Below are 23,929 nucleotides of genomic sequence, written 5' to 3' on the forward strand. Positions count from 1 at the left end.
AGAATGAAACTCATTTAATTACTTTTGCCTTTTAATTAAAAAAACAGGAATTCATGAAGAAAATATTAATACTTCTTTTAGTGATTGGAGTAGGCTGTTCCACACCTAGCAAAGAGAAAAAAGAAGAATCTAAAGAAGTTGTGTCAGAAAAAGAGGAGAAAATATCATCTGAAGGTTATTTTATTGCTATTACTGAGGTAGATAATAGTGTCAGTGTATTTGTTGAGGACTCTTTAATATTTACAAGCGGTACAATCCATAGCAGTCCTGAAGTTGATTATCAAATAGATCTTACCGAATTCGTAAAAAGAGGTGATGAAAAAGTTCGAGTAGAACTATACAATGGAGTGGAACCCTACAATCCGCAAAACGACCCTAAATGGGAAGTTCGCTATGACTTGATTATTGATGGAGAAATAGTGGATTTTGTTCACGAGTTTGGAGAAGATGGTGCCATAGGTAAGGTATATGAAAACGTATATAAACTAGATGAGTGGTAATGACCATACACAACTTACAAGAGTTGTTAAAAACTTAGCTTTACCAAATGATAGGCATTGACATAGTTGATTTAGAAGATTCTTCGTTTAAGGAACGTAATGCTAGAAGCTTGGATCTCATTAAGAGTAAAGAGGATGTGTTAATCGAGCATAAGTACCTATTTTGGATTCTTTGGTCTGCTAAAGAAGCCGTCTTTAAATGCAGACGAGAGCCTTTAAATTTTGCTCCCACTAAAATTCCAATCGCCATTAAGGAAGATGAAAATGGCATAACCTTTAGTTCGAATGAACTTAGTGGTAAGGTCATCTTGACAGATCAATACATGATTGCGATTTGTGGTAACATGGATGAATTTGATTTTCACACGTTTGAAAAAAATAATAACAATTGGAGCGAAGGAATTCGCTTTATGATCATTGAATTCTTTAGAGATCATGGGCAAGATTATCACATTGGCTCTGATGATTTAAATCTTCCTACCATAGAGCCTTTGAATGAAATAATATCTATTTCCCATCACGGTCGTTTTGGTGCTGTGGCCTACCCGAAAAAATTGTTATAATTCACTCGTTTATCTAAAACTATGCGTAAAAGATACTTTCTCGCTATTTTTCTCGTGGTTTTCACCATGATGCTATCTTCATTTGCCTTTTATACTTATCAGATTCTTTATACGCCAAACGTATTAATCGAACAGGAAGATAGATACTTCGCAATACCAAAAGGGACCACCTTCAAGCAGCTTCAGAATAAGCTTGCAGATGAAAGAATAGTCAATGACCTGGTGTCTTTTAGTTTTTTAGCAAAACTAAAAGACCTGGATACCAACGTTAAAAATGGGATGTACCTAATTAAAGGAGACATGACCAACGTTGAGTTAATCAATCTTCTTCGATCTGGTGCACAAACTCCAATATCGCTGACTTTCTCCAATGCGAGATTACTTACGCAGTTACCAAAGATTCTAACACAAAGCCTTGAAATTGATTCCGTTGACTTAGCCCCAATTTTACTTGCAGATACTACAGCACGGCACTACGGTTTTACGAAGGAGACCTTTATAAGCATGTTTATCCCAAATACCTATGAAGTGTACTGGACCACCTCTCCAAAAGGTTTATTGGATCGCATGAAAGCTGAATACGACCGCTTCTGGACAGAGGAAAGAAAGCAAAAGGCTGAGAATCTTGGGATGACACAAGATGAGGTCTCAACCTTGGCATCAATTGTTCAAGGTGAAACAAACAAAATGGATGAGGCACCTTTGATTGCCGGCGTATACATCAACCGCCTTCAAAGAGGTATCCCTCTACAAGCAGACCCGACATTAGTTTTTGCAATCGGGGATTTCAAAATCCGTAGAATTTTGAATAAAGACAAACTCTTTGACTCGCCCTACAATACCTACAAGAACCGTGGACTACCTCCCGGTCCTATTAATATGCCTGGCATCCCAGCATTGAATGCCGTTTTAGATTATAAAGACCACAATTACCTATATTTCTGTGCCAAAGCTGACTTTTCAGGCTACCATGTCTTCGCTCGGACACTCAGCGAACACAATGTAAACGCGCGTAAATTTCAGCGGGCACTTAACAAAGAAAGAATATACAGGTAATGTACACGCACGAGGTAGAACTAAGAGTACGGTATGCTGAAACAGATAAAATGGGCTTTGCCTACTATGGGAATTACCCAAGGTATTATGAAATCGCTCGTGTGGAAGGCTTTAGAGCTCTTGGATTCCCTTACAAAGAAATGGAGGATGCAGGGGTTGGGATGCCTGTATTATCCATGAGCATCAACTATCATGCACCCGCTAAATATGATGATTTGTTGAAAGTGAAGCTCATCATCCCGGACATGCCCAGAGCTCGTATGAAGTTTTTATACGAAATAAGAAACGAAGAAGACAAGCTAATAAACACCGGAGAAACCATTTTAGCTTTCATGAATATGGAGACTGGTAGACCGGTAAAAATGCCGGAACGAATGGAGAAATCAATTTCTCCATTTTTCAATAGCTGAGAGTTTGCGTGTTTCATGAAAACAGCTACTTTTGCGTTCCAATTTCGCAAATAGCGAAAGATTTTTAAACCTGCCTGACGGTAGGCCGAGACACAGAGGCGTGGCAGAGTGGTCGAATGCGGTGGTCTTGAAAACCATTGTACCGCGAGGTACCGGGGGTTCGAATCCCTCCGCCTCTGCATAAATCAACAAAAGGTCAGTACGTAAGTGCTGGCCTTTTTTGATTTAGATTGATTGGGGTTCGAGCCTTGTTCGAAATCGAAGATTCACGAGGGGCAGTGCGGCATGGCTGTGGGTACGAGTAATCCCTCCGCCTCTGCAAGTAATTACCCAGCACGAATGTGCTGGGTTTTTTGTTACAACTGTGCTTGCACAAAGGAGTATCAGAAAATAAAAAACTACGAACGAAGTTAGGGTAATTGCTTGCGTCAAACCCCAAAAAGGGATCATGTAATAATCCCTCCGCCTCTGCAAACAAAATATTGCCGTGCCTATCCCAATCTAACCTCTACTTTCTCATAATGAGAAATTATTCCTATCCAAAATTCTTTTTTAGGGGTACTATATCAATTGGAACACTATTTGAGTTAAAGGGGTAGTTCAATAGAACATTATTCAAATAGGTAATTAACAAATCATTTATAAAATGAAAAAGACGTATTCAACAAATCACATGATGTTGATTTTGATAGCTATGGTTATCGGATTTTCATCCTGTAAGAATCAAAAAAAATTAGCTGACCTGAGCGACCCTCAGGAAGAAAAAGCTGAAATGGAAAATGAAATAGAAGTAGAAACTCCTGCTCCAACAGACGAACCTGAGGAGCGTGTAGTGGTAAAAGAGCCAACGAAGGAAGCTAAGCTTAATAATTATTTTGCAGCTATATCTACTGCTTCAACAATAGCATCGGCAAACGCAAGCATTCAGGAAGCACTAACCATGTTTAGCAATTCAGAAGCACCTGTTTTAATTGTTATCTACAAAGCGGGAGGTAATCCAAGTTATGATGAACCTACCACGATTACTAAATACCTTAACTATCTAAAGGATACAAAAAACAACAAAGCCAGGGTTGAGGAGGTCGTTTACGATAGCAATGGTAAAATCAAAGAATTAGTATTAAGAAAATAATTTCAGACATGAAGAACATAAAATATATCTTATTATCTCTAACGCTGCTATTTGTTTTAGACAGCTCTGCTCAAAACAATGTAGATCCTGGTAGAAAGCAAGCAATTGACTCCCTTGCACTGGAGAAAGTGAAAGACCTTAGCAAATACATCAGCATAATAGGGAATAAGGACACCCAATTTTCAGAAGCTCAACGCGTAATGGATCGAGCCGAGGAGCTTTTTGCGCCAGATAGTGAAATGGGTGTATCATCTCTATCTCAAGAAGAGATCAATTACTACAAAGTTCGTGTGTACTTCGAAAGGTTGATGGCACTAAACTATGACAAAGTGACCATCAAGTGGTATGACATCCATTACGTAAGTGACCTGGAACAACAACCAGACGGAACCTATGTTGGGGTAATTACCATTTATCAGCGATTTGAAGGAACTTCAGATGATGGTTTGAACTACAAAGACACGACCAAAAAGGACATCACGATTTATGTGAAGAAAAAAGAAACACAAATTGCCGGTAGAATTATCGAATTTTGGGATGTGCTTTTAGGCGATATTAGAGTAACAGAAACTTCTGCATGAGAATACTATTTGGAATCGTTTCCATTGTCATCATCATTCATTCATCTGTAGGCCAATCAGGGCTTACAGATGAAATGAAGGAAACAGAAAATCAGCTTTATGCATCCAATAAACAGATAAATCAATTTTTTAGAAGGTTTAACGGAGAGGAAGACGATGATGGAAATCGCTACTATCCTTCAGACAAAAAGTATCGAGATATCAGCGTTCGAAAAGGCTATCTGCCCGCCCTCTTTGATACCGAAACCAGCCAGCTATCTTCTGATTTGGTACGGGATTTTCTGAAAGATGTGATGGATAAGAGGGATCCCAAATTTCTTAATTTCCACGAAGATGATTGGTTGGCTGAGGTGAATGCAGATTTTCTTTTTAAAGGAAAAAAGATATCCGGCCTACTCTATATGCGTCTTCAACAACAAGGCCAGGGGTATGAATGGATCATTGAAGATGTTGCCTTTGATCAATTTCAAAATTTCTTTGATAAAGACACATCCGAAACTAAACAATTCATGCATCCTCTGAGTCACGAGCTTGACTTTATGACGCTTAGAAAGGCATTGCAGGGAAATAAGCATACAGAGCAGTTCACAGCCAAAGCGTATAAACCTGATTTTCTTACCATCTTTCTATATGAGCTTAACCAGGGCAACTTACAGTTCAAGACCGTGAAAAATGTAAAATTTCATTTCTTCTCAATTGATGGCTGGTATTTTTCATTGAATGATTATAATCGTCCAGGATACAATACCGGTTGGTTGATTTCCAATTTGGTAAGAATCCAAAACGCTTCGCTGGAAAGACAATTGAAAGACTACATCTATAATAGAAACTAAAAAATTGAAGAAGTATACCTCGATTTTTCTCCTTGTTCTGACAACATTCAGTTTGAGTGCACAAAGCGAACAGGACTCTGCCCGCTTCGAGCAGGTCAGAAGCTTACTCAACTTCTATGAGTATATGCTTAATTCCATTGGCGCTGCAAAAACTTCAACACGGGATAAAGAAGTCATCATCACACAGAGTTACAAAAAAGTATTTGAATCAAATTCGGTTCAGATCGAAGATGACCTCATTGATGATCGGGAAGTAATTACCAATAAAGATGTAACTGCCTACTTGCGTGATGTGGATTTTTTCTTCACCGACATCCAATTTGATTTCAACAATGTTGAAATCGAAAAAGTAACCAACGACGATAGTTCAGGGTTTTTTCTGGTCTCTTTTGAAAGCACTATAGAAGGAAAGAATTTAGAGAATAACGATTTCAAAAGAGTGGATAAGCGATTCATGGAGGTGAACTACAACGACCAATCTGAGGACCTGAAAATCGCAAGCATTTATAGCACAAAAGTTAGTCGTGAAAAAGAATTACAAAATTGGTGGATGAATCTCTCCTATGGGTGGAAAAGTATATTTGATGAATATGTGGAAATTGACAGCATAACGGTAGACGTCTTAAAACAACTTGCCGAAATTGATAGCCTTAGTCTGGAAGGCAATTCATTTATCAGAGATATTGAGCCGCTTGCTGCGCTAAAAGAATTGAAATTCTTGAATATCTCAAATACCCAGGTTCAAGACCTTGAACCCTTGAGATATTCCATGAATCTTCAAACCTTAATTGCACGGAATTCTTCTCTAAAAAATATTGATGCGTTACGTTATTTCGAAAACCTAAAGTTCCTTGACCTGTCTCAAACGGCTGTCATCGACATTCAATCAATTAGCAAGCTGAAGGTGCTGGAAAGTTTAAACCTTTCAAATACATCCACAACATCATTTGAACCTTTAAATGGGCTCTCAAGCATCAAGGATATTGACCTTTCAAATACTGCTTTTTCTGATCTTACTTTATTATCGAATAATAGAAACCTCGAAGTTTTAATTATTGATCAAACCAAAGTTAGTTCACTTTCAAGCTTGAGTGACTTAAAAAAACTAAGAGAACTCAAAGCTTCTGAAACTAAAATTACAGACTTAGAAGGGTTGTCCATGCACCCATCAATCAAGACAATTTCAGTGAACAGAACGGAGGTAAGCAGCCTATCTCCTTTAGCGGATGCTCCTGAGTTGAGAAAGGTCTATGCAGATTATACCAACATCCCTGAGCAGATGGTTGCCAAATTTATGACTGATAGACCTTCAACTTTGGTTATTACCAATAGTGAAAAAGTAAGGCAATGGTGGGATGGGCTGTCAGCAAACTGGAAAAACGTTTTTTCCAAGCAGATAGGAGATAGTTCACCCCAAAGAGAAGACTTAATAAAGTTCATCAATAGGGACTCTTTGGATTTGAGTGACCAAAATTTTTACGAGCTGGAACCACTGCAAAAATTTAAACGGATCAGGTACTTGAATGTGAGCAATAACCTGTTCACCTCATTCGATTTCACCAAAGAAATGAATGAATTATCGATTCTGGTTGCGAACGGTTTACCAGTCGAAAGCACAGAAGGATTAGAAAATAACCTCAACCTTGAGGAATTATATTTATCCGGGACCTTACTAAAAGATATCAGCCATATTCATGCGCTTAAGAAGCTTCGCATCGTTGATGTAGATGATACTAAAATTGATGAATCGGATGTAATCCCACTGTTACGGGAAAACCTCGTAATTATTTTTCAATCAGCTCAGATTCTAAGTTGGTGGAATGATCTAAGTACCGAATGGAAAGAAATATTTGATATTAAAGATCCTTCAAGCTTAAATCTGCATCGATTAATAGAACAACAGGAAGTGACCATTTCGAATAAGCCTTTGACATCCCTTACTCCCTTAACCGCCTTTATTAATTTAAAGCGTGTGTACTTGGATAATCTTAGAATTACTTCTTTATCCGAACTGTTGCAACATCAAAATCTAGAAGAGATTACCTGCATCAACGGACCGCTCGAATCTTTGGAGGGAATCTCTCAACTAAGGAAGTTGAAAACTTTGAATATTAGAAATACTGCCATTGACGACATCAAAGAACTTGATGGTATGAAATCAATTCAACACTTAAACTGTGCAGGAACCGGCGTTAAGAATCTGAAGGGAATTTCCGAACTATACGAACTGGAAAGTTTAGATATTAGCAATACACGTGTCTGGAAACTGGAAAGATTATATGGAATGCAAAACCTGAAAAAATTAGTTTGCTATAATACACGACTTAGACAACATACTGTTGATGACTTCAAAACAGTTTTCCCCAACTGCCAGATTGATTTTTATTAATTAACGGTAAATCGTTGCTGCATCATACTTATCTCATCCTGAGAAACCAGGTTAGTCTCCGAAAGGAAATGAAAAATGTATGAACTGTAGGATTTCTCTATCTGCATTTCACCTATGCTAGACATGTTTTGAATAATCATCTGGGTATCCTCTTCAACATGGGTACTCATCCCTAGGAAAGAAGGTAAGTTATATTCAATGGCTAATCGCAAAAATCTGATTTCAATGTTATCAGGATCTTCGTTTACAATTTCTTCCATCAATTTATCGTATTTAATGACCTGAGATAGTTTATTGAATGGATTCCATACCACCTGAGCCAAAAGCGCTTCGGAAACAGCCTGATACGCTCGGATGGTTGTAGTAGGGGTTTTCACATCACTCAAGTAATCATGAAAATCCCTTGAGTCATCCGGGTTTAATACTACAGAATGAAATTCAGATCGAACTTCAGGTAATGTTTGCGCACCTACAATAGATGCGGTAATTAATAAAGAGAAGGTTATTATAGTTTTCACATCTATTATAACCGTCAAGTCTTCAAAGTGTTCTGTTAAAACATATGGAGGTCGCCAATTTGACTTTTAAATTAACTTAAAATCATCCGCATCTTCCTGGAAAGGAAAATTCTTTCGATAGCTTTCTAACTCCGAAGCATCCAAAGTCACAGTCAAACTAGTTTCTTCATTTTCCGAGAATGCTAATTCGTTACCTAAAGGAGAATAAACTGCTGAGTGTCCATTGTAATTTTTTGAAGCTGCATCTGTGCCTATCCTATTTACACCTGCACAATAGGAAAGGTTTTCAATAGCTCTTGCCTTTAGAAGGGTGTCCCAGGCATTAACACGTGTATCCGGCCAGTTTGCAACAAAAAGCAATAGATCATATTCATAAATCCGCTGTTCGGACTTTCTGGACCGAGTCCAAACCGGAAACCTAAGGTCATAACAGATCATTGGATGAATTCGCCACCCTTTATAATCCAGTATCAGTCTTTCAGCACCCGGTGTGTAATGCTCCCCTTCCTCAGCAAGATTAAAAAGGTGCTTTTTATCATATTGTTTGGACGATCCATCAGGGTAAACAAAATACAACCGATTAAAGAAATTACCATTTTCCTTAACAATGTAGCTCCCGGTAATTGCCACTTCGCGCTGATTAGCCATTTGTCGCATCCACTTAAATGTCTTTCCGCCCGGTGGCTCTGCATGATTTTTTGCATTCATGGAGAACCCGGTACTAAACATTTCAGGAAGCACAATCAGATCAGTTTGATCAATTGACCAGATCATTTCCTCAAACATGGCCAGGTTGGCATCAATCTCTTCCCAGTGAAGTTCCGCTTGAATCAATGATATTGTTAGATCTTGCATCTTAATAATTAGCTATTTAGGTTTCTCGAAATGACATCAAAAAAGAACTTTCGAGATGTGCTCAAATTTACCTCGGCACCTTAACACGGTACTCCGCATCCGTTTTCCCCTTGCTGATATTGGCAAGCTTTCCTTTGATTAGTCGCTTTTTAAATGGCGTCAAGTAATCTGTAAACAGTTTTCCTTCTATGTGGTCATATTCGTGTTGAATAACTCTTGCTTTCATTCCATCAAAAGTTTCCTCGTGCAGTTCCCAGTTCTCATCAAAATATTCGATTTTGATCTCTGGCTTACGATTTACATCCGCCCGAACACCCGGTATACTTAAGCAACCTTCCTCAAAAGCCCACTCCTCTCCTTCCTCTTCGATCATCACAGGGTTGATGAAAGCACGTTTTAAACCATCTTCCTCCTCCTCTTCCATTGGAGTAGTATCCACTACGAAAACTCTCAAAGACTGGCCTACCTGGGGAGCGGCAAGCCCCACTCCTTGAGCAGCATACATGGTTTCATACATGCTATCCACAAATTCCTTTACAGATTCATCACCTTCTTCTATTTCCTTGGCTTTTTTCTTTAAAACCGGATCTCCATATAATACGATCGGAAAAATCATTGAATACTTTCTAAATATGATTGTAAAATAATTGTCGCACTTACTTTGTCAACATTGCCCTTATTCCTCCTGTCCTTCTTCTTCATCCCGCCAGTGATCATGGCATCCAGAGCCATTTTAGAGGTATAGCGCTCATCATGCAAAATTAATTCCATTGAAGGGAATACTTTTTTGAATCTGTTAATAAAAGCCTGAACCAATGGAGTTGCATTGGTTGCTGACCCATCTGTATTTATTGGCATGCCTATTACCACTCTCTTGACTTCTTCATTTTTGAAATAATCTTTAAGAAAATTTTCCAGAGTATGACTTGGAATCACATCTAGCGGTGAAGCAATGATTTCCATTGGATCTGTCACCGCTAAGCCTGTCCGCTTAGCTCCATAGTCTATCGCCAACGTTCTCGGCATTAGTTGAGGGTTGAGAGGGTTTTGATTCTCTTTTGAGATTGTTCTTCCAGAGCTAGTGCCTTTGGAAAGAAAATATTGTTTTCTATCTCTGCGTGATAGATCATTTCACGATCAAACGCTCTGATTTCGCTTAAAAGTACCCGATCGTGTAGTGTGACTGGTTGAACATTATCCATCAAAGCTCTGATAGCTCCAAATTCATCTTCGTCCTGATGTTCTTCAAATTCGGAGATCAGTGAGTATTCTTTAAACTCAGACATTAGCTTGAAGCAAGCAGTAGCTGAACCATCGCTTTGCTTGCAAAGCAGATCGATATACCTAAAAGTGGAATCCTCCTCTTCGTAAATATGCCTGATGAAATCCTCAACAAACTCCGGAAGTAAATTTTTTAAACCTTCTTCTCTGTTCCATTTTCTAGCGAGATGAACGATAAATGGAAGCTTCTCTTTGATGAAAACATGATGAGCATGTTTTAAGTACTCCATTAACAATTCAATGGGATAGCTTTCGAGTTCAGGAAAACTTATACGCTGATTGGAATCAAATAAATAGAAGCTTTTTATAACCTTTTGACGGTCAAGACTTCTTTCTCTGCAGATATCTTTTAGTTTTCTGTGAGGGTTTTCGAAAAAGTCAATACCCAAATAATGAAGTGCACGTGCGTACACGTAATTTTCATCTACTACTTCATTTAAGGTTTTCTCGAAGACCATACGCAAAAATAACCCGTTCATCGACTCAAGTCAACACTTTGATACACAATGCGTTCTTTCCTTGAAATAAGCTTTATTTTTGACCTTTTAGATTACTATGAGTACACATAAGAATTCCAATCGAGCCATCACCCTGCCTCTATATATTGCCATAACACTTTGTGTGGGTGTTTTCATTGGGGCAAATATGGTAGGAGCTTCCAGTTCGCCATCTTCTAATTTCATGCAGAGCCTGACCAAATTTCGCCAGGTCCTAACCCACATTGAAAATGATTATGTAGATGAGGTAGATAGTGATGAACTAGTAGAAAGCGCCATCACGAACATGTTGGAAGATTTGGATCCTCATACTTCCTATATTCCCGCAAAAGATCTCGAGTTAATCCAATCCAGGCTTCAAGGAAATTATGAAGGTATTGGAATTGAGTTTAACATTTTCAAGGATACCATTCACGTAGTAAGTCCTTTGAGCGGAGGACCCTCAGAAAAGTTAGGAATTCGAGCAGGGGATCAAATAGTAAAAGTAAATGGAGATATTGTTGCCGGGATTGGAATGACCAATCAAAAAGTAGTGGAACTTTTGAGAGGGCCTGGAGGATCGGAAGTTACTGTTAGCATAAAAAGAGATGGTGAGAATGAATTGATCGATTTCAAAATAGAACGAGATGTCATCCCTCAATACTCTGTAGATGTCTCGTATATGGTCAATGACGAAATTGGCTACATCAAAGTGGCGAGATTCGCCAATTCTACCTATTTGGAATTTAAAGATGCCTTATTGCGACTTAAAGATCAGGGCATGAAAAAACTCGTGATTGATCTTACGGGCAATCCTGGAGGATACCTGAATCGTGCAGTTCAAATCGCAGATGAAGTACTTTCCGGCAAGCAAATGATTGTTTATACCGATGGTAAAGAAAAAAGATACTCAGAACAGCACTATTCAGGTGAAAAAGGAGATTTCGAGGAAGGTTCGTTGGTTATTATGGTCGACGAAGGATCAGCTTCTGCTTCCGAAATTGTTGCTGGAGCGGTTCAGGATCACGACAGAGGATTGATTGTAGGAAGGAGGTCTTTTGGTAAAGGCCTTGTTCAAATGCCAATAGATCTCACTGATGGATCTGAGCTAAGGCTAACCATTTCAAGATACTATACACCAAGTGGTCGCAGTATTCAGAAAACCTATGAAGGCGGCAACCTTGATGAGTATTACATGGAAGCGTATGAACGGTACGAAAATGGTGAGCTGTATTCATCAGATAGCATCAAGTTTAATGACTCACTCGCCTTTAAAACAGATAAGGGACGTATTGTCTACGGAGGAGGTGGGATTACCCCAGATTTCTTTGTTCCACTCGACACGGCATACAGCAGCCGATACTTGAACAGGTTGTTTAGTACCAATTCCGTTCAGGAATACACGGTAAAATATGCTCAGGAGAATCGAGTAGAACTTGTTGAAATGGGATTTGATAACTATGAATCTAAATTTGAAGTAACGGATCAAATGCTTGAGGAGCTTGTTGAAGTTGCGGAGGGCAACCAATTAAAATTTAACGAGAAAGAATTCAAACGCTCAAAGAAGTTGTTAAAACAACTAACTAAGGCCTATATTGCCAGAGGTATTTGGGATAATGACGGATTCTATCCAATTTTTAACCAGCAGGATGAAATTTTCCTTAAAGCAATCAAATTGATGGATGAGGCGGATAAAATAGCAAAGCGTTAACATGACATACTATCACAAACTGGGTGAATTTCCACCCAAAAGGCATATTCAGTTTAGACAACCCGATGGCAGTCTTTATGCAGAAGAGCTTGTATCATCACGAGGGTTTTCCGGCATCTATTCCAACCTTTATCACATCAATCCTCCAACCCGAGTAGAAAAGGTTGGCAAATCCACTCCCTGGAAGACGGAGATTGCAAAAGAGTATTCACTAAAACAAACACATTTAAATACCTCCAAAGTTGAAACAACTGGAGACGACTATTTGGAAGCTCGGAAAATTTTGCTGAAAAATAAAGATGTCTCAATGGCTATCTGCCACCCAACCAGCAGGAAAATGGATTACTACTACAAGAATGGGCAAGCCGATGAAGTAATTTTTATTCATGATGGAAATGGCTACCTGTACTCTCAGTTTGGTAAGCTTCGAATTAAACAAGGGGATTATGTTGTGATCCCCAGAACTACGATCTACCGACTTGAATGGGATGAGGGGCCATTAAAACTTCTCATCATTGAATCTACTAATCCGGTTGAGACTGTGAAGAGGTACCGAAATGAATTAGGACAGCTTTTGGAGCATTCTCCTTATTGCGAACGGGATATTCGTCCACCATCTGAACTGGTTACTGAAAAAGAGGAAGGAAATTACTTAGTGAAAATCAAGCATGAAGACATGCTTCACGATTATCATTACGCGCATTCCCCTTTTGATCTTGTTGGATGGGATGGATACTTGTATCCGTACGCGCTATCAATTCATGATTTTGAGCCAATTACCGGCAGAATTCATCAACCACCGCCGGTTCATCAAACATTCCAGGCACACGGATATGTAATCTGTTCTTTTGTGCCACGATTGTTTGATTATCACCCACAAGCCATTCCAGCACCTTATAATCACAGCAATATTGACTCAGATGAAGTGCTTTACTATGTAGAGGGAAACTTTATGAGTCGCAAAGGAATTGATCGTGGATCTTTCACGCTTCACCCTGGAGGATTACCTCATGGGCCACATCCAGGCACAGTTGAGGACAGTATTGGTGCTAAGGAAACTGAAGAGCTCGCCGTAATGCTGGATACTTTCGGTCCAATATATGTGACAGAAGTTGGCATGCAGTATCTGGATGAAACTTATCCCATGAGCTGGAAATAAAGCGAAAAGCTGCTGTAACCTTCTTAACAATTGACAGTACTTCCTATACAGATCGGGTAGTTAAATCCGCCTTATAACATTAATTAACGGCAATTAACATCTCGGTTCGTAAAATTTAAGGTGTGATGTGCAACTTTTTGCTGTATACACACATCTTTTAATCAAGGTTAGGTTTTCAAACAAGAAGTGACTGACGCTCATTTAGAAAAAAGGACTAATACTAATGAAACCCAAGCTCAATAAACTCATAACGCTGCTGTTGCTACTCGGCACTTTTGCTTTCTTGATGGAAGCAGAGGAAAGAGTTTCATCACTGGCTCAAAAAGAGCTTTCTAGATGGGCGTCTTTACTTCCTGTGAAACCAGAGTCTAAAATTGACTCAATCAACCCCTACGATCATAGTGTTTCTTTACTACACGTGATCATGATTGATAGCACTGATAAAAAAGTTAATTCTCTACACAATTAGGGGACGTTATTTTCGTACTGTTTTTAAGAAAGTATGACGGTTTTTTAAATCGTTTTATTTTTGTCAAAACAAGTCACCCGTATGAATAATGATTTCTACCTCGATTTTCTTGCCAAATGGCAACAGATCGTATCACTCCTAGTCTTCTTAACGCTTGGAATTGGTGTTTTGAACTACGTCTTTTATAAGATTAGTTTCTCGACCAAAAAAACTTTTAAAGAGAAGTTTGACCTTGCAAGCGAAAAAGAATCTAAAAAGCTCTTAAGTGGGCATATTTTCGTAGCAATAGCTCTTTTCCTATTCTGCAATACACTTGAATACGAAACAATGAAGTTGGACGGCCTCTGGTTTTTCATCAGATTATTTGTTTCAATGTGTATTGGAGTACTCTATGGCTATATAGCTCAACTAATTATTAAGTTCTATTACCCAGGTGTATTAGAAAAGAAATTAAAAAAGCTGAGATATACTCCAAGGATCAATCCGGAGAATGGCAACAAGATGAAACTTCTAAGCGAAGCAGAAGAGGATGCATACCTAGATGAAGGGATGCAGGCTGAAGAAAACGTCTTTTCTGTTGACTATGATGTTTGGATAGATGAAGCTACCGGCTACACCAAAATCGAAAAGTATAAAGGACATTTAAGTGCTCTTGAATGTGACCGTTGTGGTTTCCAGACACTAAGACTTCAAAAAGAAGAAATAATTAAAGAAGCAACTGATACAGAAGACGGAGAATTACTTAAAGAATTTAAATGTTCTTATTGTAATAGAATTAAACGTAAGAATGTCGTTTTAGCTCATAAGATCAAAGAAGGTGGTGACGGAAGTCATCTAATTGATGATCCGCTTGCGCATGATTCACGAATCTCTGTTGTGAAAATTGAAATTCATGGTGTCAATGGGGAAGTGAAGGAATTTGATTTTCAAAACCTGGATCAGGCTAAAAATTTCTTAAATGAATTTGATTTTCAGAAATTAGAGGCTTAGTCTAAGCTTTCGTTTATGATAAGAAAAAAAATTGGGCTCGTTATCGGGCCCATTTTATTTTGCATCGTTTTTTTTGGTAGCCCTTTCGAGGGGCTCACCTCCGAAGCAAATGCAGTTTTAGCTTCTACGCTATGGATTGCTACCTGGTGGTTATCAGAAGCGCTCCCTATTTCCGCAACTGCATTACTGCCTATCGTATTACTCCCGCTCACGGAAGGTGCTCCTATCGCTCAAACAACAGCCGCCTATGGCGATAAAATGCTGTATTTGTTTGTCGGTGGATTCATCATTGCAATTGCTATGCAGCGGTGGAACCTACACCGAAGAATCGCGATTGAGATTATTTCAGCCATTGGCACTAACTCTCGCCTCATTGTTTTAGGCTTTATGCTAGCCACAGGACTACTGTCTATGTGGATTTCAAATACAGCTACCACACTCATGATGGTTACCATTGCAACGGCATTGATAGCTGAAATGAGAGAATTGACTGGTGAATCAGGTAAAATGTTTTTCAAAGCATTGCTCCTAGGCATTGCATTCTCTGCATCAATTGGTGGAGTAGCTACATTGGTGGGAACACCCACTAACCCCATTTTTGTCTCGATAGCAAATAAGCTTTATAACGAAGAGTTCAGTTTTGCTACCTGGATGGCTTTCGCATTACCATTCTCTTTGGTGATGCTTGCCTTTTGCTGGTTGGTTTTGACAAGATTGGTTTTTCCACTTCACAAAGTGGAGATGCCTATTGGCAGAGAGATGATCTTAAAAGAAAAAAAGGCGCTGGGAAAGATGAGCTATGAAGAGAGAGTGGTGGCTCTTGTATTCATAACCACAGCCGTTCTCTGGATTACACGATCGTTTATATTGAACCAATTTATCCCTGGGATTAATGATACGGTAATCGCTATTGGTGCTGCACTTTTAATGTTTATTATTCCTTCAAGAGAAAGTGGAAAACCGCTATTGACCTGGAATGAAGCTGAAAAGCTTCCCTGGGGTGTTATCATTCTATTTGGTGGTGGATTATCCATTGCAGCTGCTTTCCAAAGTTCCGGATTGGCTGAATGGTTAGGCCTTCAACTAACTGGTGTTGCTGAGCTTCCCCTTTTCGCTATCATTTTAATTGTTGCTCTGGTTGTGAACTTCCTGACAGAAGTAACATCCAATGTAGCGACTGCATCGATCATGTTACCCGTGCTTGCTTCTTTAGCTGAGGCAATTGGTGTTCATCCCTTCTTACTGATGATTCCTGCGACTATGGCTGCATCCTGTGCATTTATGCTTCCAATAGCTACCGGGCCAAATGCCATTGTATTTAGTTCGGGCGAGCTTCGAATGAGTGACATGGTAAAATCAGGAGTGTGGTTGAATATAACATCTAGTATTCTGATCAGTATACTGGTCTATTTCTTCTTGCCAGCATTCTTGTGATTCTTGTTGGTGTTAGCGATGTATACACCAATCCCCACGGCGATCATTCCTAAATAGTGCCATAGATACAATTTCTCACCATCTATCACCCCCCACATTACCGCAAAAACAGGGATAATATACGTCACAGATGAAGCAAACAATGCATCCTTCATCTGTAGTACTTTATTGAAAATGATCAAGGCAATGGCGGTCCCTAAAACGCCTAACAGAGAGATATAAAAAGTAGCGATCCCTGTTCCCTCAACATTCATCAGTTTTGACCAAAAATCTGTGAATCCAAATAGATAAATACCGGCCAGCGGCCCTACCAACAACAATGAGACACTTGTTACTGTCACAGCATGGACCTTATTTAGTTTTTGCTTTATTAGGTTTAAGTTGGACGCATAACATATAGTCGCTAAAACCACCAGGAGGGCATATGCATTAATTCCGCTAAAAGAACTTCCTTTTCCAGCAGTGATAAGAATGGCTGTCCCAACGAACCCAATGGCAACTCCTGCATAGACTGCCTTTGTTTGCTTCTGTTTCAAAACGAATACCGCAATCAGAATAGTGAAAATTGGGACCAGGCCGTTGAGCACACCTGTTATTGCACTCGCTAGTTGTGTTTGTGCGATGGCAAACAGAAAAGCCGGCACCAAACTCCCAAGGAGACCTATGGACGTATAGTAATGGAGCTTACTTTTGTCTACTGTCTTAAAGCGTTTTAGCGCCGAAGGCAACAAAAAAAGTGATGCTGCAACGATCCTCAGTGAACCAACTTCTTGGGGAGCCAACCCTATTAATCCTTTCTTGATGAGGATAAATGAACTGCCCCAGATAAAAGCCAAAATGAGTAAGAGTACCCAAGCTAAAAGAGGTGATTTTTGCATCGCCGCAATTTAACGCTCTTTGAAAAAGAAATGTTATAAGATTGAATAGACAAATCGGGTTAACAGAGAATCATTTTCCAATTTTGATGAGACATCAATATTAATTTCCGGGTTGATACTTTTCAATTTCTGTAGAAATTGATCCTCATGCTTTGGTGAGATTAGTATCTCCCCACCTTTAAACTTAATGTTTAACCTCTTAAGAGAGGCAGCTGGTGAACTGATGGGGTTGAAACTCCTTTCCAAATAGCTAATCTCCTTTATCTTAATTCTAATTACTCTTATTGGACCAACTTTAATGTCTAGCAATTCCTCTCCTATCTGATACCTTATACCGAACCAAATAACAGCAACGAAAGAAAAGGTGAATATCCAAGTTAAGGTCATTGCCAGATTGATGAATCCACCAGTTATAATAAACACCAATAGAATGACTCCCCATAGAAAAGAGCCAAGAAGAATGCTTTTTCTGGATGAAAAAACATTCATAACATCACCACTTCCTCGAATAATTCCGGCACTTGCAATAACGTTTCTTTTACTTCCTGGAAAGATTCAGATTCCACCAGCGTGGTTCTTACCGGCTTAAAATTTGGGATGCCTCTAAAATAATTTGTGTAGTGCCTTCTCATCTCGAAGAGGCCTTGCCGCTCGCCTTTCCACTCAATAGAAAAATCCAGATGCTGAATGGCCACTCGTACACGTTCTTCCAAAGATGGTGCCGCCAGGTGCTCCCCCGTTTTCATGAAATGCTTTATTTCATTAAAGATCCAGGGATATCCAATTGCTGCACGGCCTATCATTATACCGTCTACTCCGTATTTGTTTTTGTATTCCAGTGCTTTTTCTGGTGAATCAATATCTCCATTTCCAAAAATCGGAATATGAATGCCAGGATCATTTTTCACCTCTGCTATAGGTTCCCAGTTAGCCTCCCCTTTATACATTTGTTTTCTTGTCCGCCCATGGATACTCAATGCCTTTATCCCAACATCCTGAAGTCGATGTGCAACTTCCTTAATTTTGATCGTAGAATCATCCCATCCAAGTCGAGTTTTAACGGTAACAGGTTTATTTACTCGTTTGACTATCTCAGCTGTCATCTCCTGCATCTTTGGCAGGTCAAGTAAAATACCGGCACCAGCTCCTTTACAGGCTACCTTTTTAACCGGACACCCGTAATTGATGTCAATAATTTCGGGATTAGCCTCTTCTGCAATGGAAGCAGCCTCCCGCATAGATTCAATTTTATCTCCGAAAATTTGTATGCCTATAGGGCGCTCATAATCGTAGATATCCAACTTCTGAACACTCTTTTCTGCATGCCTGATGAGTCCTTCGGACGAAATGAACTCCGTATACATCAAGTCTGCACCATTCTGCTTGCATACAGCACGAAATGGTGGATCACTTACATCTTCCATTGGTGCTAAAAGCAATGGAAACTCTCCTATTTCTATGTCACTGATTTTAACCATCCTGAACGGTTATATTTGTCGGCAAAGTTAGCCATATGCAAGAGATTCTAAGAAACAACCCTGAAGATAAACGGAAAGCGCGTGCTTGGGCCTTTGGTTTGGGGCTTACTGCATACATATCCATTGTTATGATGCTGGGTAGCGGAGGAGAAGATGTAGATACCAGTATGATCTTAGGCATGGATCCGATATTTCTACTAGCGGCTCAAGGTGTGGTTGCTACTTTCATGTTTATAGGCGTTTCAGCACTATTTATTGGTATCGCACTTAAAATTCCGTTTGCAGAATTTTTTCCTAAAGTTTCGCTTGGCAATGCCGGTCTTACGATCTTAATCTCTATCAGTTTTATGGTGGTCAATAGTGCTATTGGAGAATGGAATATGAATCTGGACTTTGGAACTTCTGACTTTGCCCAATGGGCCAAACAATCAGAAGAGCAACTCAAAGTACTAACAGAGCATATCACAAATTTCACAACAACAACTCATTTCATTTTAGCTCTGTTGGTGGTTGCTATTATCCCTGCTATTGGGGAAGAGCTTCTTTTTAGAGGGTTAATCCAAAACATGTTTGTGAAAGCATTTTCCAATCATCACGTAGCAATTTGGGTCACGGGATTCATTTTCGCTGCAATTCATATGCAGTTTTTCGGAGTAATGCCACGCATGTTTCTCGGAGTGCTTTTTGGCTATTTATACCATTGGAGTGGTAACCTGACTGTTGCCATGATTGGGCATTTGGTCAATAATGGTTTAGCCTTAACCGCACTATATTTTGCTCAAAAGGGCATTGTTGAAGTATCTCCTGAAGAAATGGAGCAGGCAGCCCCTTGGCAGGCTGTTTTAATTTTTGTCATCATTTCAGCTATCCTTATCAGAACTTTTTATAAAAGATTTCAAAATGCGTGATTGGCAACCGGTATATACGGATGACCAGGAACACCGGGTTGATATTGTAAAAGCCGTATTAGAGGATAAAGGCATATCTCCGGTCAAAATCAATAAGCAGGTTTCCCAGCATGGATTCGGGAATTTCGAAATATTTGTATCGGCAGATCAAGTGATCAGGGCCATTAGAATTATAAAGGAGGAAATAAAGTTTGAGTAAGTACCCCGATTTAGCACCAAGGTTTTTTTCTGCAGTAATAGGTGGAATGATCATTATACTATCACTCCTCTGGAGCGAATGGGGATTCTTTGCCGTATTCCTATCCATTTCATGCCTTACAATGTGGGAGTTTTATCGACTCATGCGGCTGCAGAGTTACCTACCAATTCGATTCTTAGGAGTAGCGATTGGCGCTTTACTCTTCATTTTCACTTTTCTTATCGAGACGGATATTTTGCCATCCAGGTATTACATGGCCCTGTTTCCGCTGGCTTCATTTGTATTCCTAATCAAACTTTATAAAAAAAGTGATGTCCACCCATTCATCAATATCGCACTCTTCTATTTGGGTATTCTCTATGTAGCAGTTCCTTTTGCCCTCATCAACATTTTAGTTTTCTACAATGGCGAGTATTCTTTCGAAATAATCTTAGGTCTACTATTTCTTACATGGGCCAATGATATTGGAGCTTACTTCACAGGAATTCTTTTTGGGCGCACGAAGTTGTTTGAACGAATTTCTCCAAAAAAATCATGGGAGGGTAGCATTGGAGGAGCCGCTTTTTCTATTTTGACAGCAATTGTCATCGGATTCTATTTCGAAGGTTTAAATCAGATTGAGTGGATCAGCGTGTCCCTAATTGTTGTAATTGCAGGAACCTATGGAGATCTGGTTGAGTCACATTTTAAGCGATCTATTCAAATAAAAGATTCCGGAACTATCATCCCAGGTCATGGTGGTTTCCTTGATCGTTTTGACAGCCTGCTAATAGCAGTTCCTTTCGTTGTAGTTTTCTTGAAATTATTCTAAAGAGAAGCAGAAATCCCGTTAGTTTTGCGCTCAAATAAACAACAACCCCATTTTTATTTATTTCTATGGCATATATAGAACCTGCGCCAATAAAGGACAGAGATAATCCCTTCGAGTCCATGATGTCTCGCTTTCAAATCGCTGCTGAACACCTCGGTTTAGATCAGGAAGTATATGATGTTTTGAAGACTCCTGCCAAGCAGGTAATTGTTTCATTACCTGTAACAATGGACAATGGATCCATAAAAGTATTTGAAGGGTATCGGGTGATCCACTCTACCATTTTAGGTCCATCTAAAGGTGGTGTTCGCTACGATATGGATGTGAATATTGATGAGGTAAAAGCCCTTGCTGCCTGGATGACATGGAAATGTGCTGTAGTAGATATTCCTTATGGTGGTGCTAAAGGCGGGATCAAATGTAATCCGAGACAGATGTCTGCTGGTGAGGTAGAAAGGCTTACACGTGCCTTTACGCAAGCCATGCATGATGTATTTGGTAAGGATAGAGATATCCCTGCACCGGATATGGGTACAGGACCCAGAGAAATGGCCTGGATGATGGACCAATACTCTCGTAACCAGGGCATGACCGTAAACTCCGTTGTGACTGGAAAGCCCATTGTGCTTGGCGGATCTCTGGGAAGAGAAGAAGCTACTGGTAGAGGAGTGATGATCTCCGCACTAGCAGCCATGGAAAAACAAAAAATTAACCCTTTCAAAGCCACGTGTGCGATTCAGGGATTCGGCAATGTCGGTTCGTGGGCCGCTCAATTACTTGAGGAAAGAGGCGTAAATATTGTGGCCATCAGTGATCTCTCAGGAGCATATTACAATGCTGAAGGAATCAATATCAAAAAAGCCATGGAATACAGAAATGGCAACAATGGTAGCCTTGAAGGGTTTTCGGAAGTTGAAAAAATAGATCCTGAGGAACTGCTACTTTTAGAAGTTGACGTACTTGTACCTGCAGCTATTGAAGACGTTATCACACAGGCAAACGCTGATAAGATCAAAGCCAAAATGATCGTAGAGGGTGCTAACGGACCTACCTCAGCAAGAGCTGATGCAATATTGAATGAAAAGGGAATCCTGGCTGTACCGGATATTTTGGCAAATGCCGGAGGTGTTACAGTTTCGTATTTTGAGTGGGTGCAGAACAGACTGGGATATGGCTGGACACGTGAACGTGTAAGCAGAAGGTCAGACAGAATCATGAAGACTGCCTTTGACAAGGTATATACCACTGCACAAGAATACAATGTAAGTATGCGTATTGCAGCCTATATTGTAGCCATAGACAAGGTGGCCAAGACCTATAAATATCGTGGTGGCTTCTAGGCCGTGGGACGGCAGCCATTTATTCAAGTGCCATTCTGAGCGCATGCGAAGAATCTCATAGATGCTTCACTTTGTTCAGCATGACATTATAAATTTAATTCGACATGAGACTACATAAGGAAGGCTTAAAAATGATCCCACTAATGGCAGTGCTTACAGGTGGACTGTATGCCTTGCTTTATTGGCTGATTCCTATCTTCATCATCCAGGTAATTTTAGCCATTGCTGCTATCATCTTAATGATTTTGGTGGTTCGATTCTTTCGTAACCCTAAAGTGACCACCCCGCCAAAAGATGGTGTGGTATATGCTCCCGCTGAAGGAAAGGTCGTTGTAATCGAACGTGTATATGAAGGTGAGTATCACAAAGAGGATCGTATTCAGGTTTCTATTTTCATGTCTCCCCTAAATGTGCACGTAAACAGAAGTCCGGTTAAAGGGAAGGTAGACTTTTTTCAATACCATCCTGGCAAATTTTTAGTTGCCTGGCATCCAAAGTCAAGCACTGATAATGAGCGTACCTCTGTAGGATTCAAAACTGAAACCGGGGTAAATATCCTGATGCGGCAAATAGCCGGAGCAGTAGCTCGTAGAATTGCCTTCTACCCCAAAGTAGGAGATGCTGTCGAACAGGGTACGTCGGTTGGTTTCATTCGCTTTGGAAGCCGAGTTGATCTCTTCTTACCACTAGATGCAGACATCAATGTGAAGATTGGTGATTTGACAAAGGGTGGGGAGACTGAGGTGGCGGTTTTGAAATGACTCTCACTGACTATCGATGGTATGTCCAGGATGCAATCAACCAGTGTGACAACATTGGGCACTCACGTAATCAGGATTTTTCTAAGCTAATTGACCAAATAATAAAAATTAAAAAAATTGGTGCTGAGATGAAAAATCCCTCCATTTCGGACTATGCAAAAAAAATATTCGAGTATGACTCAGAAGCGTATAAGCTAGACTTACTTGACAAAATGATCTATCTGTTTATTGGATTAAGGTTTTCCTCTCCACTTTCCAATAAAGAAGCCGCACGTCAACGGCGATATCTTATCGAGATAAAACTGTTTTTACACGGAGTTGATGAAGAGTTAAGAAAACTTGGCTACTAGCACCTTATCTTTATTTTCTTTTTTCTTGATAAAAAAGAATCAAAAAATCAAGGCTGTAAATCCTTTCACTAAAAATTGATTTGCTTACTTAAGCAAAATCAAACTCTCCGCCAACCGGCGGATCAAACAGTGATTTTGCAGACAGTATTTCATAAATCAATTTTTTAACGCTCATGATTTAGAGGCCGGGGTATCAGTGACTCTACTTGGTTTTATTCCGTACTCAAAAAGCTGTTTGCCTGAATCTAAAATCCTAACGAACTGAGCGAAAGGCGACCCTACACTCGCTAATCCTGCGGATATTAATACCGCCTCAGATTGCGGATCATCATTGAATCCAACAGATGACTTTAGATCGCTCTTTGGGATTTCAAAGTCTATCTTTGACCATTGATGTAAATAATTGAATGACCCTGGATGTAAAGCATCCAGACTAACATTTAAGTTTATAAAATCCTCCCAACTTATACTTTCCTCGATATAAGCCTTGAAGAGATTTGCAGAAATTCTTGATTTTTCTTCAGTAATAAAGCGATCGTTAAAAATCATGACCTGCTCTACAACCTTGGTCCTAAATGATGTATTACTCTCAAATTTTTCTTTAAATTTTTCGAGTTTTTTATCGTCAATCTCACCAGAGTTAAACTCTTTAATAAAGACAAGAAGTTTTTTGGCATTATACCAATCTCTTATAGAGATACCAGCTTTAGAAAATCCAACCAAGATGTTTACAAACGGGATTTCCTTTATTATTTCATTATCTATAAAACTATCGATTCCCATCTCGATCAAGGTAGAACCTGGATCAATGAGTTGTTTGCCGAATTCATCAATTAGCTTTGACATT

Annotated in this window: 28 protein-coding genes and 1 tRNA gene; 20 read left to right on the forward strand and 9 right to left on the reverse strand. The window is 39.5% G+C overall.

The genetic code is table 11. The features are described 5' to 3' along the window. Positions 1–53: 53 nt before the first annotated feature. The 9 genes from ACO05G_RS14640 (at position 54) to ACO05G_RS14680 (ending at position 7,464) form a co-directional block, all read left to right on the forward strand. Positions 54–500 (forward strand): hypothetical protein, encoded by a 447-nt coding sequence (locus ACO05G_RS14640; RefSeq protein WP_421763421.1) that lies wholly within the window; start codon positions 54–56, stop codon positions 498–500. Between the two features lie 47 nt (positions 501–547). After that, positions 548–1,063 (forward strand): 4'-phosphopantetheinyl transferase family protein, encoded by a 516-nt coding sequence (locus ACO05G_RS14645; RefSeq protein ID WP_421763422.1) that lies wholly within the window; start codon positions 548–550, stop codon positions 1,061–1,063. A 21-nt stretch (positions 1,064–1,084) separates the two neighbouring features. Next, positions 1,085–2,119 carry an endolytic transglycosylase MltG gene (gene mltG / locus ACO05G_RS14650; protein WP_421763423.1) on the forward strand — a complete coding sequence of 345 codons (1,035 nt, stop codon included), beginning with the start codon at positions 1,085–1,087 and terminating at the stop codon, positions 2,117–2,119. Further along, on the forward strand, positions 2,119–2,529 hold the full coding sequence (locus tag ACO05G_RS14655; RefSeq protein ID WP_348281889.1) for a thioesterase family protein: 411 nt from the start codon (positions 2,119–2,121) through the stop codon (positions 2,527–2,529). The genes mltG and ACO05G_RS14655 overlap by 1 nt, the downstream gene beginning before the upstream one ends. 94 nt (positions 2,530–2,623) lie before the next feature. Then, positions 2,624–2,708: transfer RNA gene (locus ACO05G_RS14660), tRNA-Ser, on the forward strand. Positions 2,709–3,175: 467 nt separating this feature from the next. Further along, positions 3,176–3,661 (forward strand): nucleoid-structuring protein H-NS, encoded by a 486-nt coding sequence (locus ACO05G_RS14665; RefSeq protein WP_421763424.1) that lies wholly within the window; start codon positions 3,176–3,178, stop codon positions 3,659–3,661. Between the two features lie 8 nt (positions 3,662–3,669). Then, entirely contained in the window at positions 3,670–4,242 is a 573-nt protein-coding gene (locus ACO05G_RS14670; RefSeq protein ID WP_421763425.1) for a hypothetical protein, read from the forward strand. After that, complete coding sequence (locus ACO05G_RS14675; RefSeq protein ID WP_421763426.1) at positions 4,239–5,075, forward strand: hypothetical protein; 837 nt, start codon at positions 4,239–4,241, stop codon at positions 5,073–5,075. Before ACO05G_RS14670 ends, ACO05G_RS14675 begins: the two co-directional genes overlap by 4 nt. A gap of 4 nt (positions 5,076–5,079) precedes the next feature. Further along, positions 5,080–7,464: a leucine-rich repeat domain-containing protein gene (locus tag ACO05G_RS14680; protein WP_421763427.1), complete on the forward strand. Its 2,385-nt coding sequence runs from the start codon at positions 5,080–5,082 to the stop codon at positions 7,462–7,464. On the opposite strand, the gene ACO05G_RS14685 is transcribed toward ACO05G_RS14680, so the two are convergent. From ACO05G_RS14685 to ACO05G_RS14705, 5 genes are all read right to left on the reverse strand, one after another. After that, complete coding sequence (locus ACO05G_RS14685) at positions 7,461–7,982, reverse strand: hypothetical protein (RefSeq protein ID WP_421763428.1); 522 nt, start codon at positions 7,980–7,982, stop codon at positions 7,461–7,463. The two genes, ACO05G_RS14680 and ACO05G_RS14685, sit on opposite strands and share 4 nt — an antisense overlap. A 66-nt stretch (positions 7,983–8,048) precedes the next feature. Next, complete coding sequence (locus tag ACO05G_RS14690) at positions 8,049–8,837, reverse strand: amidohydrolase (protein ID WP_421763429.1); 789 nt, start codon at positions 8,835–8,837, stop codon at positions 8,049–8,051. 67 nt (positions 8,838–8,904) lie between these two features. Beyond that, on the reverse strand, positions 8,905–9,453 hold the full coding sequence (def, locus tag ACO05G_RS14695; RefSeq protein WP_421763430.1) for a peptide deformylase: 549 nt from the start codon (positions 9,451–9,453) through the stop codon (positions 8,905–8,907). Continuing rightward, the gene (ruvX, locus tag ACO05G_RS14700; protein WP_421763431.1) at positions 9,450–9,863 is read right to left on the reverse strand and encodes a Holliday junction resolvase RuvX; all 414 of its coding nucleotides are present in this window, start codon (positions 9,861–9,863) and stop codon (positions 9,450–9,452) included. Before ruvX ends, def begins: the two co-directional genes overlap by 4 nt. Further along, positions 9,863–10,597, reverse strand: coding sequence for an iron-sulfur cluster repair di-iron protein (locus ACO05G_RS14705; RefSeq protein WP_421763432.1), 735 nt, complete (start codon positions 10,595–10,597; stop codon positions 9,863–9,865). Before ACO05G_RS14705 ends, ruvX begins: the two co-directional genes overlap by 1 nt. Before the next feature lie 76 nt (positions 10,598–10,673). On the opposite strand from ACO05G_RS14705, the gene ACO05G_RS14710 reads away from it, so the two are divergent. From ACO05G_RS14710 to ACO05G_RS14730, 5 genes are all read left to right on the forward strand, one after another. After that, positions 10,674–12,305: a S41 family peptidase gene (locus tag ACO05G_RS14710; protein ID WP_421763433.1), complete on the forward strand. Its 1,632-nt coding sequence runs from the start codon at positions 10,674–10,676 to the stop codon at positions 12,303–12,305. A 1-nt stretch (position 12,306) separates the two neighbouring features. Next, positions 12,307–13,464, forward strand: coding sequence for a homogentisate 1,2-dioxygenase (locus tag ACO05G_RS14715; protein WP_421763434.1), 1,158 nt, complete (start codon positions 12,307–12,309; stop codon positions 13,462–13,464). A gap of 223 nt (positions 13,465–13,687) precedes the next feature. Further along, positions 13,688–13,933 (forward strand): hypothetical protein, encoded by a 246-nt coding sequence (locus ACO05G_RS14720; RefSeq protein WP_421763435.1) that lies wholly within the window; start codon positions 13,688–13,690, stop codon positions 13,931–13,933. A gap of 60 nt (positions 13,934–13,993) precedes the next feature. Continuing rightward, a complete protein-coding gene (locus ACO05G_RS14725; protein WP_421763436.1) occupies positions 13,994–14,923 on the forward strand; it encodes a hypothetical protein in 930 nt (309 codons plus the stop codon). A 15-nt stretch (positions 14,924–14,938) separates the two neighbouring features. Further along, on the forward strand, positions 14,939–16,357 hold the full coding sequence (locus ACO05G_RS14730) for an SLC13 family permease (RefSeq protein ID WP_421763437.1): 1,419 nt from the start codon (positions 14,939–14,941) through the stop codon (positions 16,355–16,357). Here ACO05G_RS14730 and ACO05G_RS14735 read toward each other — a convergent pair. The 3 genes from ACO05G_RS14735 to dusB are packed head-to-tail and all read right to left on the reverse strand — an operon-like array spanning position 16,330 to position 18,713. Beyond that, positions 16,330–17,235 carry a DMT family transporter gene (locus tag ACO05G_RS14735; RefSeq protein WP_421763438.1) on the reverse strand — a complete coding sequence of 302 codons (906 nt, stop codon included), beginning with the start codon at positions 17,233–17,235 and terminating at the stop codon, positions 16,330–16,332. The genes ACO05G_RS14730 and ACO05G_RS14735 overlap by 28 nt on opposite strands. Positions 17,236–17,268: 33 nt before the next feature. Beyond that, positions 17,269–17,724, reverse strand: a complete 456-nt coding sequence (locus ACO05G_RS14740) for a PH domain-containing protein (protein ID WP_421763439.1) — start codon at positions 17,722–17,724, stop codon at positions 17,269–17,271. Beyond that, a complete protein-coding gene (dusB, locus tag ACO05G_RS14745) occupies positions 17,721–18,713 on the reverse strand; it encodes a tRNA dihydrouridine synthase DusB (protein WP_348281872.1) in 993 nt (330 codons plus the stop codon). Before dusB ends, ACO05G_RS14740 begins: the two co-directional genes overlap by 4 nt. A 35-nt stretch (positions 18,714–18,748) precedes the next feature. On the opposite strand from dusB, the gene ACO05G_RS14750 reads away from it, so the two are divergent. The 6 genes from ACO05G_RS14750 (at position 18,749) to ACO05G_RS14775 (ending at position 23,082) form a co-directional block, all read left to right on the forward strand. Then, entirely contained in the window at positions 18,749–19,621 is an 873-nt protein-coding gene (locus ACO05G_RS14750; protein WP_348281871.1) for a type II CAAX endopeptidase family protein, read from the forward strand. Next, positions 19,614–19,820, forward strand: coding sequence for a hypothetical protein (locus ACO05G_RS14755; protein WP_348281870.1), 207 nt, complete (start codon positions 19,614–19,616; stop codon positions 19,818–19,820). Before ACO05G_RS14750 ends, ACO05G_RS14755 begins: the two co-directional genes overlap by 8 nt. Beyond that, positions 19,813–20,631, forward strand: a complete 819-nt coding sequence (locus ACO05G_RS14760; RefSeq protein ID WP_348281869.1) for a phosphatidate cytidylyltransferase — start codon at positions 19,813–19,815, stop codon at positions 20,629–20,631. Before ACO05G_RS14755 ends, ACO05G_RS14760 begins: the two co-directional genes overlap by 8 nt. Positions 20,632–20,696: 65 nt before the next feature. Further along, positions 20,697–21,971: a Glu/Leu/Phe/Val family dehydrogenase gene (locus ACO05G_RS14765; protein WP_421763440.1), complete on the forward strand. Its 1,275-nt coding sequence runs from the start codon at positions 20,697–20,699 to the stop codon at positions 21,969–21,971. Positions 21,972–22,075: 104 nt separating this feature from the next. Then, the gene (locus ACO05G_RS14770; protein ID WP_421763441.1) at positions 22,076–22,732 is read left to right on the forward strand and encodes a phosphatidylserine decarboxylase family protein; all 657 of its coding nucleotides are present in this window, start codon (positions 22,076–22,078) and stop codon (positions 22,730–22,732) included. 128 nt (positions 22,733–22,860) lie between these two features. Beyond that, positions 22,861–23,082 carry a hypothetical protein gene (locus ACO05G_RS14775; protein WP_421763442.1) on the forward strand — a complete coding sequence of 74 codons (222 nt, stop codon included), beginning with the start codon at positions 22,861–22,863 and terminating at the stop codon, positions 23,080–23,082. 171 nt (positions 23,083–23,253) lie between these two features. Here ACO05G_RS14775 and ACO05G_RS14780 read toward each other — a convergent pair whose 3' ends face one another. Then, positions 23,254–23,928 carry a hypothetical protein gene (locus ACO05G_RS14780; protein ID WP_421763443.1) on the reverse strand — a complete coding sequence of 225 codons (675 nt, stop codon included), beginning with the start codon at positions 23,926–23,928 and terminating at the stop codon, positions 23,254–23,256. Position 23,929: the final 1 nt, after the last annotated feature.

The sequence above is a fragment of the Ekhidna sp. genome, from assembly GCF_965227465.1.
In the GTDB taxonomy this organism is placed as follows: Bacteria; Bacteroidota; Bacteroidia; order Cytophagales; family Cyclobacteriaceae; genus Ekhidna.